Source organism: Paenibacillus sp. BJ-4, assembly GCF_020404765.1.
In the GTDB taxonomy this organism is placed as follows: domain Bacteria; phylum Bacillota; class Bacilli; order Paenibacillales; family Paenibacillaceae; genus Paenibacillus.
The window spans coordinates 230,348-243,131 of record NZ_JAIVEM010000140.1; the positions used below are offsets into that span (position 1 = coordinate 230,348).

General features: G+C 46.9%; 8 protein-coding genes. 5 read left to right on the plus strand and 3 right to left on the minus strand.

What is annotated here, in order from left to right; translation table 11 throughout:
- Positions 1–29 precede the first annotated feature (29 nt).
- The 4 genes from LCF57_RS20665 to LCF57_RS20680 all read left to right on the plus strand — a co-directional run bounded on the left by LCF57_RS20665 (position 30) and on the right by LCF57_RS20680 (position 7,471).
- Positions 30–2,582 carry a DUF2339 domain-containing protein gene (locus LCF57_RS20665; protein ID WP_226002371.1) on the plus strand — a complete coding sequence of 851 codons (2,553 nt, stop codon included), beginning with the start codon at positions 30–32 and terminating at the stop codon, positions 2,580–2,582.
- A 162-nt stretch (positions 2,583–2,744) separates the two neighbouring features.
- The gene (locus LCF57_RS20670; RefSeq protein WP_226002372.1) at positions 2,745–4,094 is read left to right on the plus strand and encodes a sodium-dependent transporter; all 1,350 of its coding nucleotides are present in this window, start codon (positions 2,745–2,747) and stop codon (positions 4,092–4,094) included.
- 269 nt (positions 4,095–4,363) lie between these two features.
- Positions 4,364–6,319, plus strand: coding sequence for an acyltransferase family protein (locus tag LCF57_RS20675; RefSeq protein ID WP_226002600.1), 1,956 nt, complete (start codon positions 4,364–4,366; stop codon positions 6,317–6,319).
- Positions 6,320–6,514: 195 nt separating this feature from the next.
- Entirely contained in the window at positions 6,515–7,471 is a 957-nt protein-coding gene (locus tag LCF57_RS20680; RefSeq protein WP_226002373.1) for a polysaccharide deacetylase family protein, read from the plus strand.
- Positions 7,472–7,560: 89 nt separating this feature from the next.
- Here LCF57_RS20680 and LCF57_RS20685 read toward each other — a convergent pair whose 3' ends face one another.
- The 3 genes from LCF57_RS20685 to LCF57_RS20695 form a co-directional block, all read right to left on the minus strand.
- Positions 7,561–8,688, minus strand: a complete 1,128-nt coding sequence (locus LCF57_RS20685) for a glycoside hydrolase family 105 protein (RefSeq protein ID WP_226002374.1) — start codon at positions 8,686–8,688, stop codon at positions 7,561–7,563.
- Positions 8,689–8,738: 50 nt separating this feature from the next.
- Positions 8,739–10,271, minus strand: coding sequence for an MFS transporter (locus tag LCF57_RS20690; RefSeq protein ID WP_226002375.1), 1,533 nt, complete (start codon positions 10,269–10,271; stop codon positions 8,739–8,741).
- A gap of 114 nt (positions 10,272–10,385) precedes the next feature.
- Complete coding sequence (locus tag LCF57_RS20695) at positions 10,386–11,735, minus strand: right-handed parallel beta-helix repeat-containing protein (protein WP_226002376.1); 1,350 nt, start codon at positions 11,733–11,735, stop codon at positions 10,386–10,388.
- Between the two features lie 330 nt (positions 11,736–12,065).
- On the opposite strand from LCF57_RS20695, the gene lepB reads away from it, so the two are divergent.
- Complete coding sequence (lepB, locus tag LCF57_RS20700; RefSeq protein ID WP_226002377.1) at positions 12,066–12,686, plus strand: signal peptidase I; 621 nt, start codon at positions 12,066–12,068, stop codon at positions 12,684–12,686.
- Positions 12,687–12,784 lie beyond the last annotated feature (98 nt).

Genomic DNA, 12,784 nt, shown 5'->3' on the forward strand with positions numbered 1-12,784 from the left:
TACCAAAATGAACAGCGATGGAGGAGAACATGGAGGATTTTAAAGATCGTTTACATACGATTCGCCAGGAACAGAACAAGCTGCTCAAGGAGTATCAAACCTTAATTGCGGACTATGAAGCCTCGGATGTCATTCTGGAGAATGAGGTACTGCGACAAAAATTTGAGGAATATCAGGCTCGCTGTATTCAATTGGAAGAGCGAGTACGACATATTGAGCAGGAGAATGGGAAGCTGCGCACTTCGCTAACGGAGCAAATGCTGAGTGAAAAGGCGAATATGATCCGCATTTCCCGTGAAAAGCTGGAGACCTATTTTGCATCCAAAACAACAGAGGGGCAAAATCGGCTGACAGCCTTTGAGTATGGGGCTAAGAACCGGGTGGATCATCTTATTCAGCAAGCCACGCATGAACTTAAAGAGGATCAGGAGGAAATCGTCGCCAGATTGCGACTGTTCTCGGAGGAGATCCGTGACCGAATCATGGAGCAACGTGGGCGTTTCCAAGAGGCAGAGCAAAAATTACTCCACCAGACGGCAAGCGAGCTCCATCAGCTCGGAGAAGAAGAGATCAGCGAAGAAACGATGCAGAAGCGCATCAAGCAGAATCAGTTTGAAATGAAGCTAGGCCTGAACTGGATCAACAAGCTGGGAATTTTGCTCATTATTCTGGGTGTAGGAGCCGCCTTTAAATATTCATATTCGAATTGGTTTACAGGAAATATGAAGGGCGTAGCCTTCTTTCTGCTAGGAGCGTTGATGCTAGTCAGCGGTGAATGGCTGTACCGCAAGCAAAAGCAGACCTTTGCGCTCGGTATTTTGGGCGGCGGGATTTCCGTACTGTATGGATCTATTTTTTACAGCTACTTTTTATTGGAAATCATAGGGATGTATACAGGCATCGGCTTATCCGTGCTGGTTACGGTAACCGCTGTGCTATTGTCGTTAAGGTATGAATCGCGAACGATTTGCTCTTTTGGATTAGTAGGGGGATATCTCCCGCTGTTTTCCTATATGGCTGCGAACGGGCTGGAAGGGAACGCGGTTTATATCGCTATGGGCTATCTGTTTCTGTTAAACCTGCTCATTTTGCTCGTATCCTTGCGCAAACGGTGGGTCATTGTGCAATATATCAGCTTTTTGCTTAATACGCCTTTGATGATTGTGCTGACGTGGTTATCGGAAAGCGCCGCAGCGAGCATGCTGTATGCAGTTATTACATTTGCGATGTACCTCGGTATGACGCTGTGGGTACCGTTCCGTTTGAAAGCAAAGCTGTCATGGCTGGATTTCTCCCTGCTGGCTCTGAATACCGTCGTGAGCTGCAGCGTTCTGTACTCTCTCTTTGGTGATGCGGGTCTGGATGATTACAAAGGCTTGCTGGCGTTCGTCTTTTGCCTGGTATATGGGGGATTGGGACGTTGGGTTAGTCGATATATTCCAGAGGAGAAACAGACCAAAATATTATTTTATGCGACTTCACTGACCTTTGCCATTCTCATGATTCCGTTCCAGTTTGGAGTCAGATGGCTATCCATGGGCTGGTTGATCGAGGCCGTTCTTCTGACATTGTGTGGGCGCCATTACCGATTAAAGGAATTGGAGCGAGCAGGCTGGGGCATTTTATTACTGTGTCTGGGTGCATTCTTCTTCGTCGATTTTCCTATATACCTGCTGTCAGGATTTGAGACGGATTATTTTGGGCTTAAATATACACTCATTACGCTGGGGATGTTGGTTGTTACTGTCTTTTATGCCATTCAATTCAGCCGTCCGGATGCTTTCAAAAACAATCGTTTGTCCGAAATGCGTATTATGCAAGGATTTAAATATCTAACCTTGGTGAACGTGTACTGCTACCTCTTGTATGAAGCCGGGCATTGGTACAACATCTTCGTGTCGGACAATTTTACACACTATACTTTATACAAGGTATTGCTGTACACCTGCGTATCGCTGGTTTTGGCGTATTTCCTGCCTAAAGTGAAGCTGTTGTACGATCGGGTGATTCAATACTACAGCCTGGCTCTGTACGTTATAGGCTACGCGCTCGGACTGTTGGCCACGGTAGCGATTCCAACCTTGAATGGAAATTACGCGCAAAATACGGCTGCTGATTATGTGGCGTTGGCGGTACTCGCCGCTTTTAATGTATTGGTATTCTTCAGCAGCAGGGATTTCCTGAACGCACTGATGACACGCCATTATAGAAGCACAGAGCTGTATCCGGTCATTATGGGGGTATATTTGCTGGGCATTATTACCGCTTTCCTCGGAGTTCAGTTCCGTCTGGGGGATGCAGGCCTCGTGTTCAGTCTGGTATATCTGCTGCTGGCGATTCTGTATATCGTATACGGCTTCCTCAAGCGATTGGTCTATATTCGCAGATTCGGCTTGGGATTGACCCTGCTGTCGACAGGTAAACTGCTTTTGTATGATCTACACCTGTTAACATTAGGAGGCACCATCGTAGCCTACTTCTCCTTCGGCGTGGTGTTACTGGCGATTTCGTATATTTATCAAAAAGTATCCAATCGCATGGGAGAGGCCATTATTAAGAAGGATGTCGAAAAAGAAATGTAGTTTTTTGTAGGATTACGTAGATATCAGACAATATGAAAATAAATTCGATAATAGTGAAAAATTTTGTATGACCTTACATCCTACTTACGCTATAATGAGTAAAAATTATTTATGTACGCATGCTTATGTTTATGCGGAAGTAGAGAGAATGAGGGGGATATAATGAGTTTGAGCAAGGGGCAGAATAGCCTGTCAGATAAGAATGAACGCTTCTCGTCAGCCGGATTCATATTGGCAGCTATCGGGAGTGCGGCAGGATTGGGTAACATATGGAAATTTCCGTATATTACTGGACAATATGGTGGAGCTGCATTTTTCTTGTTGTTTATTGTCTGCCTGTTGCTTGTAGGTTTGCCTGTACTTTTAGCGGAGCTGGCGCTTGGCCGTGCGGGTCGGGGAAGTGCTGCTTCTGCGATGGTAAAAGTAGGCGGTCATCCGATTTGGGGCAAGATGAGTATTATGTTTGTTATCGTGCCGTTTGTTATTTTGTCGTTTTATGCCATTGTAGGAGGCTGGACACTGCACTATGCTGTAGAGGCATTTAGTGGAAATCTGTTTTCGAATAAGGATTTTGCTGGACAGTTTGCTTCCTTTTCCTCAGGCTACGCTCCATTGGTTTGGCTGTTGATTGTTTTTGCATTTACATCCATCGTGGTTACCCTCGGAGTATCGAACGGGATTGAAAAGTTCAATAAAATTTTGATTCCTGCCAAGGTTATTCTGCTGCTCGTGTTAATGATAAATGCGCTTATGCTGCCAGGCTCAGGTGCGGGTGTATCCTTCTTTCTGAATCCTGACTTCTCTAAGCTTAGTATAGAGTCTGCATTGGTTGCTTTGGGACATGCCTTCTTCTCGCTCTCACTAGGGATGGGGATTATGGTCACGTACAGTGCTTATGTGGATCGTCGACAATCGCTGGGTGGAGCCATGCTGGCAGTTGGTGGCGGGGATTTAATCTATGCGTTTATCGCAGGCATGATTATTTTCCCTACAACCTTTTCCTTTGGCATTAACCCGGCTCAAGGGCCGTCTCTGGTCTTTATTGCTTTACCGGCTGCATTCTCTGCCATGCCTTTCGGCGCTTTCTTCGGCGGTTTGTTCTTCGTACTGCTGGCGGTTGCTGCATTGGGTTCTATGGTATCCTTGCTGGAAGTACCCGTAGCCTATGTTATGGAACGGTTCCGCTGGAGCCGGGTTCGTTCGGTTATCGTCGTATCTATCCTGTGCTTGCTGCTGGGTATCCCTTCCGCATTGTCCATGGGACTGGTTCCGGAATTAAAAGTTGGTGACAAATCCTTCTTTGATTTCGTTGACTTCACAGCCTCTAATATCTTCTTGCCGTTAGGCGGCTTGTTGATTGTTATATTCACAGGCTACTACTGGAAGACTGCGGGTGAGCATGCAAATCTCAAACCCTTCTGGTTCCGCGTATGGTTGTTCGGTCTTCGGTATGTTGCACCGGTCCTGATGTTGCTGGTCTTCCTGCACACCTCAGGAATTATCAAATTTTAAGCCAAACCAGTAAAAAGGTATTTCTTCCTAAGGGAAGGGATACCTTTTTTTGTATATCTATCACGACTTACCTAAGTGTGGAAAGGAGTGATATAATAAAAACATTGTCATTAATTTTAACTTCAATGAAATCATTACGATTATGAAGTTTTATATAATGAATAAAAAGGCTATAGGGCATTGCACGGACGATGTGCAGGAGAGAGAAAGGGCAGAAGAGCATTGGAACAGACAGGGAGCTTGAATTTGCAAGAAGGACGGCGGCTGAAATGGAATTGAATCGGCTGTCATCACAACGTCGTTATATGCCAGGTTTGGATGGATTAAGAGTGCTGGCGGTCATCGCAGTCATTGTGTATCATCTGAATCCGGACTGGTTGCCGGGTGGTTTGTTGGGTGTAGGCGTGTTTTTTACTTTGTCAGGGTATTTGATTACCGATATTTTGGTCAGTCAGTGGGATACATATCATAGCTTTAAAATGAAAGATTTCTGGCTGCGTCGTGCCAGAAGGCTGCTGCCTGCCATGTTGACGGTTGTAGCTGTCATTGTCCTGTGCTCGTTGCTTTTCGATCCGTCGCGGCTTACCGCCCTGCGCGGAGATGTTCCTGCCGCTTTAGTCTACATGAGCAACTGGTGGTTTATTTTTTATCAGGTTTCGTACTTTGAAAGCTTTGGGCCACCTTCTCCACTCGGGCATCTGTGGTCGCTGGCAGTGGAGGAGCAATTTTATATCCTGTGGCCGCTGTTGCTGGCGTTTGGGCTAAAGTACATGCCCAAGCGTAGTGTGCTTGCCGGCTGGGTGACGTGTCTGGCGTTAATCTCTGCGCTTCTAATGGCCGTGCTTTATGTGCCGGGCAGCGATCCGAGCCGGGTGTATTACGGCACGGATACGCGTGGATTCGCTCTGCTCATTGGTTCAGCGCTGGCCTTGGTATGGCCGAGCGGCAAGCTGAAAGAGCAGGCATCTGCCAAGGCACAGTTGCTTTTGGACGGCATCGGCGCAGTTAGCTTGCTGCTGCTCTGTCACTGGGCGTGGGCCTCGAATGAATATGACCCGTCTCTGTATCGGGGCGGATTGTTAGGCATAGCACTGGTCACTGCTCTTGTAGTCGCAGCGTTGGCACATCCGGTCAGCCATCTTGGCCGACTGCTGGGACTCAAGCCACTGCGCTGGATTGGCGCCCGTTCCTACGGGCTGTATCTGTGGCACGTTCCGGTTATCACACTGACCACACCACAGGTGGATACCGATGGTGTGCATGTCACGCGAATCATTGTACAACTGTTAGCTACCGTACTGCTGGCGTCTCTCTCGTTTAAATATATCGAGGAGCCGATCCGCCATGGGGGATTCCGCCGTTGGATTGCGGGAATCCGTTCAGTGGTTCGTAGACAGGCACGATGGAGATGGATACCTACAACCGCAGCATCTATGCTTTTTGTAGGCGTTTTTGCAGGCACCGTCCATCTATACGTGGCGTCTCCTGACGCAACGATACAGGCGGCATCAAGCGATGAGAAGCCTATTGCGAAGTCAAAGGCGATGCCGCCGCTTCATGGCACGGTATCCGTCGCTTCCAAGGAGCCCCAAGTCAAGCCGCCGCAAGCTTCCCAAGGCAGCAAGGTGCAGACTTCAGCGTCGACCGGGCTACAAACGCCTAATAATAAGGCGGTCAAGGAGGGGACTACCGATGATCTTACGACAACGTCAGATACTTCAACCCAACAGGCTGCGCCTAAGACAGTTGATGGCTCAAGTGTGACTGCGATTGGGGACTCTGTCATGCTGGATGTACAGTCGTACATTGAGGAATTCTTCCCAGGCGCTGTTGTAGATGGGCGGATCGGCCGTCAGATGGCGGAGGCGCCTGCCGTACTGGAGCAGCTGAGACAGAATGGGCAGCTGGGAAAGACGGTTATTATTGAGTTGGGCACGAACGGCGCTTTTACCAAGGACCAGCTATCCAATCTGCTGGACAGTCTGAAGGATGCGAAGCGTATTATACTCGTGAATACCCGTGTGCCTCGGCCGTGGGAGAGCATTGTGAACAAGCATCTTGCCGAAGCTGCGTCCCAGGACCCGCGAATCACGATGATCGATTGGTACGAAGCCAGCTCTGGTAAAAACACATACTTCGAACATGACGGAGTTCATTTGAAACCCAAGGGCGCCAAAGCCTATGCGTCTTTGTTGGCTCAGGCCCTAACGAAGCAATCTTCATAATTAGCAATCATACTCATAAACTTCTTTAAGCAAGGTAAGTGAAAAAGCCACCGGGAGTAGGTTGTCTCCTGATCCGGTGGTTTTTCTTATTTTAGGTTGAGACTCCGAAGGGAAGCGCACTTTGTGGTAAAGTAACCTATGTAAATATGTCTATATTCAGAGGATATCAAATGTGGTGTGGAGGTACATAAGCTAATGGAAAAGGGCTATTCACATAGTAGGGTAAGCGAGCACCGCTCAAAGAGGAACAGAAGAAGACTCATGTTGGTTGCCATTTTATTATTTGTAGTAGGTTGTATTACTTTTATTGCGATCAAGGTCTCAGACAGCAAACCACCAGTGCAAACACAGGAGCATGCCCAAAAGACAGATTCCGTAGCGCATGATCCATCAAAAGTAAAAGCAAATACGGACTCCAAGGGTAAAGCAGCTATATCAAAAAACGAAACCGGCGTTGAAGACGGTGCCTTTGTTGAGAAATATTTAAACCAGCAAATGCTTGGGCAATTGCCGGATGGAGCTGATGGGAAAAAGGTAGCTTATCTCTCCTTTGATGACGGGCCATCTTTGACTGTAACTCCTAAAGTATTGGATATTCTAAAAAAACAGAAAGTAAAGGCAACCTTTTTTATCGTAGGAAAGGAAGCCAATGAAAATGAACATACCAGGAACATGATCAAAAGAATCGTTAAAGAAGGCCATGCGATTGGAAACCATACGTATTCACATAATTATAAGTATTTGTATCCTCACAGGAAAGTAAATACAGACCGTGTTATGGAGGACATTGAGAAAAACAATCAGGTCTTAAAGAGTATTCTGGGGCCGGACTTCTCTACAAGAATGATCCGGTTTCCGGGTGGGCACATGACATGGAAGAGAAGAGATCCGCAGGGGATGGCTGCATTGGATAAAGTATTACTTCAAAAGGATTACCATCAGGTAGATTGGAATGTACTAAACAAAGATGCAGAGGGTAAGCCCAAGAAAGCGGCTGCATTAGTAAACCAATTCATACAGTCAGTCAAAGGTCGGGAAAAGGCCGTGATCTTAATGCATGATACCTATGGCAAGGAAGAAACTGCAAAAGCCTTGCCGCAAATTATAGAATATCTAAAGAAACAGGGATATGAATTTAAGATTATGAAGTAAATAAGTTCTAAAGGATAAATGGTGAATAATAAAAGAGGACGGGGTACCCCATGGCCCCCGTCCTCTTTTATTGTAGTTTTGTAAGCCTATTAGATCCGCTCTGCTTCACCCATCGCCTGAATAAAAGCTCCGATACCTTTAGGATCGTTGGTTACAATAGGCTCGCTGATATAGTAGGCGAATGTACCGTCTCGACGATCCTTACCGCCCAAGCCGCTTACTTGCACCGTTTTGTTCAGATTCACGAGTCCTTCTTCAGTAATCGTAATAAATTCATCGATAATTCCCTTACGGATGATTTCCGCTTCTTGACGATAATGCTCTGGCAGATAGCCTTTGCGCACGCCTTTGGCGATAGCATAGAGAATCATGCAGGAAGCGGATGCTTCTAGATAGTTGCCTTTCACGTGACCCAGGTTGAGCACCTGATAAAAGACACCGCTAGCTTCATCGCGGACCTTCAGCAGGGCTTCCAGTGTTTCTGTCAGCATATTGATCAAGGCCGGACGATCTGCATGATCTTCCGGAATATAGTCCAGCACGTCAACGAGTGCCATGACGAACCAGCCTATGGAGCGTCCCCAGAAGTTTTTGGAGCAGCCTGTTTGCGGGTTGCACCAAGGCTGTTCAAGCTTTTCATCCCAAGCGTGGTAGAGCAGACCCGTTTCAGGATCACGCGTATGCTTGTAGCATAGCTTGAATTGCAGGGTCACATCGTCAAACTCTGACGGATCTCCGAATTCGCGGATAAATTCAGCGTAGAACGGTGCACCCATGTACAGGCCATCCAGCCAAATTTGATATGGATAGATTTGCTTATGCCAGAATGCGCCCTCACTGGTACGCGGGTGTTTTTCCAGCTGGCTGCGTAATTGGTAAGCTGCCTTCTTATACCGTTCATCCCCTGTGGCACGATACAGAGAGAAAAGCAGCTTGCCGTTATTGACGTGGTCAATGTTGTACTCATCTACTTTATAGCGCTGAATCACGCCATTTTCGTCAACAAAATGATCCATATGTTTTTTTACATATTCCATATACTTGGGATCGCCTGTCAGTTCGCCGACCCATTCCAGACCTTTATAAATGACACCATGGTCATATTCCCATTTTTCATAAAATTCAGGACTCCGTTCCAATACAGAGTCGCTCATGCGAACAGCCCAAGAATCTGTTTTTGTCGGATTGGCTGTTGGTTGTGATATTGGATTTGCCATGATACAGTCACCTCTTTGGAAAATGTTCGATCTTTGATCGTTGTTTTGGTTTACATGGACGGAGTATGTGTCTTAGGGTCAACGGGCTTGTTCTTGAAGCCTACGTTGTTGTTGCCCCAGCACCGATCGTAATTAAACCCTGTCAGCTGTTCGAACACCTTACGTGCTTCCGGCTTAGCTGATTTCATGGAGCCTCCGTTTTTGAGACGATCAATTTCGGCAATGAGCTTCTTGTGACTGTCAATATCCAGCTTCATCACAACAGAAGCAATCATACCGATGATCGCCAAAGCGATCGTGCCGACGACGAGCACATAAAAGATGGCATGTTGAGCGGCAATCGGCTGACTTTCGGCCCCGGATACGAAGCCAAAGTGCTGCAATACCCAGCCGAGAATAAAGACGACAACGGCCCGCACCATCTTGCCTGCAAAAGTCATCATACCCGCGTAAATGCCCTCGCGACGGCGACCAGTCAGTGCTTCATCCACATCGGCAAGGAACGTATATTGATTCCAAGGGATGTAGTAAACACCGCCTGTACCAAGCCCCATGAACAGTGTAATGACGTACAACCACATCATCATATTAGAGGCGCCTGTCAAGTAGAGCACACCGTAGCCCAATACACTAAAGCAAACGATGACAAGTGCGGCGATGAAAGGCATGCGGAACCCTTTGCGCACGCAAAATTGAATGAACAAGTAGGTAGAAATCAATTGAATGACAGAGTTAAAGCTGTTCAGATTGGATACCATTTCCGAACTTTGGAACAGAGAAAATACAATAAAATACGTAAAGGCAGACGTGAACAGCCATTCGGCTGAAAAGCCCCCTAAATACATACCAAGATGATGACGGAATGTTTTTACCCGGAAGGTCGATGAAATATCGACAAAGAGTTTTTTCATGGAATCCATAAAAGAGAGAGGAGTCTCGCCTTCCAATTCCTTTTGCAGTTCCTCGTCGGGACGTTCCCAGGAGTTTTTGTACAAAAATGCCAAAGCAATCAGCAGAATCGCTGCAAATACAAGCCCGGTATACAAAAAGGGCAATGGAGAGTCTTTGCCGTAAGCGGCGATAAAACGCCCAGGAATGAAAGCAGCAGCAAAGTTGGCCATTTTACCGAACATTGCTTTCCATCCAGTCAGTCTGGAGCGAGCACCGAAATCCCGGGTCATCTCTGCGGCAAGCGCTTCGTATGGTACCATAACAGAGGTATAAACCAGCTCAAACAGCACGTAGGTACTCAGGTAATACCAAAAGCCCAGCCCATCTACCCAAAGCAACGGATACACAAGCATCAGCGGGATACCCAGCATGATGAAAAAACGGCGTCTGCCGAATTTACGGCCCAAGCGGGTTCGGTGAAAGTTGTCGCTGATAAAGCCCATGATCGGATTGCTAACTGCATCTATGATGCTGGCAACGGAGAAAATGGCTGCGGCCTGAACTGGAGACAGTCCGCAAAAGGTCGTATAGAAGTACATGAGCCATGCGCCGCTGACGGCAAGTGCGCCGCTTCCCAGCATGTTACCGCTTCCATAGGCGAGAGTGTGTTTCAGTGTGATTTTTCGTTCCATGATTCTGTTCACCTCATATTTTGTCTGGTTATGAGGACAATCACCGGTCGCTATATTATGCAGAGTTGTCTAAGTTGGTAGATGGGCCAGGGCGTCCTGAGTGGAAATGGGCTTTTAGCGTGCCCCTATATTCGTGCCGCTCGGTGTTCCCGAGCCGATCAGATCGCTTCCCTTGGCGAGCTTAAGGAAATTGCCCAGCTGGATGGAACCGTCTGCACCTCGTGTGATGGAAGGCGTGAGACTGACAAAATCATCCGCACTGACTGCCAGACCTTTGCCATTCGTCGATTTTTTGTCTTTCCACCACACGCTAGAGTTGTCTTGATCTGTACCGCTTGTTTTGTCACTGGTGCTTCCCTCAAAGGAAAGATTGTTAATGAACACGTGATCACCCTTGTCAAAAGCAAAATTACTTTGACCATTGTCCCACGAGGTATTATTGGTCAACGTAATGCTGCCGGGGTTGCTGTTGTAGGTGAAGCCATGCTTCTTGTTCTGGAAAGCAATGCTGTTTTTCACGATATGGTTGACTTTGATTTTGTCTCCACCCAGCTTAAAGCCGTTGCCGTCGCTGTTCGCGGTAGACGTTCCATCTGCGGTCTGCCCGTTGTGGTGGGCAACACTGTTCAAAATGGTTACTTCACCGATGGGGCCTGTTTCGGATTTGCTAAACAAATCCCAGCCATCGTCTACGTTGTACGCAGCCAGGCAGTTATCAAACACATTGCCTGGTCCAACAGTCAGCTTGGCGGCAAAGCCGTCGGCATCCTCACCATTATCGGGATCAGCGTTATCGTGAGAGTAGGAATTCAAAATTAAATTGTTTGAAGGCCACTCACTGTTGGAGGCGGTGGTGGAGTAACGTCCAAGCTGGAGTCCCGTATCCCGGTTGTGGTGGGTTTCCACATTTTCGATTCGGTTGTTGCTACCGCCAATATAGATACCGTTATCCCCGGCACCTTTAACCTCAAGCCCTTTCACCAGCCAATAGTCTCCGAAAAGCTGAAGTCCCCGGTTGCTTGAACCAAAGGCTTGAGCTGAGAAATCAAGTACCGGCTTTTCGCTGCCGTAAGCAACTAGCCCTTTGAGTGAGCCTTTGCTACCGCTATTTCCATGTTGAACGGTGATCGTTGAGGAGTAGGCGTAGTTGCCACCGCGTAGGTAAATAGTTTTACCCGGTGCAATTTGCGTTAGTGCTGCTTCGAGAGTGGTAGGACTGGATATGGTGCCTGGATTGGACACGTTACCATTTGGCGCCACATACAAGTCGCCCGCCGCCAACGTTGTGGAGACAGCAGATGAATCAACTGCACTGGAAATCTCTGTTGCCTGGGTAGAGGAAGGGATGTCGGATGACGTATCTGCGTAAGCGGTTCCAATAAGGCATGAAGAAGCGAAAACAAAAGAAACACCGAGACTTAGAGCGTTAAAGCCCTGTTTTGGACGATCATTGCGTTTAAACATGTAAATTCCTCCTTATTTGATCTCTTATTTTTAAAAAAAGATAGCATAGTACAAGTGGCTCCTGCCGTCTTTCCAGTAAAAATAGGGCACCTCCTGGGTGACAGATTCAACTACCCTATGTCCAAAACGCTCTAAGATGCTTATGCACAGTGTAATATATGTTAACGTTTGCATCAACAGTTTTTTGCATCTTTTTTGAGATTGTGAAAAAAAGTTCACACTTTTGTTTCAACTAAAAATGAAGTTTTGCCAGACTGGGAAAATTTGATTATACTTAAACATTATACATATAATAGAAGTGGAATCTGTGAGAAAAGGCGGGGTTAACACATGGGGAATGGAAATGATTTGACGAATCCAACATCCAAAGAATTGCTAGAAAAGCAGCCGCTAGTCAAAAGTGAGATGATAGATTGGCTTAAAGCGATTGTTGTGGCTATTGTGCTCGTGTTCATTATACGTTGGCTGCTATTTGCACCATTTATCGTTGAGGGAGCATCCATGGAACCGAACTTCAAGACAGATGAACGAGTTGTCGTGAACAAGATGATTTATAGTTTGCGTGATCCCAAGCCCGGTGAGGTTATTGTATTTCATGTGAGAAAGGAAAGTAAGGATTTTATTAAGCGTGTCATTGGTGTTGCAGGGGATAAGATCCAATACCAAGGCGACAACCTGTACGTCAATGGCAAGAAAGTAGAGGAGTCATACATTCAAGGGGCCATTCAAGCGGCCCACGCCAAGGGAGAGCTATACAACAATGTGGACTTTCCAAACGGAACCATAACGGATTCCAAGGTTCCCGAGGGATATATTTTTGTCATGGGTGATCACCGCAATAACAGTAGAGACAGTCGTGCCATTGGCTTTGTCTCGATTAAAGATATTGTTGGACGTGCGGATGTGATATTTTGGCCGCTGGAAAGTATGCAGTGGGTCAAGCACAAATAATATAAGCTGAACTTAAAAGTTACCTATCGTGCCACTGCACAGACGGATGGTGCTTCCCATCGCCGCTGCTTCGCTTGTACAGCACCATTCCGCCCGCT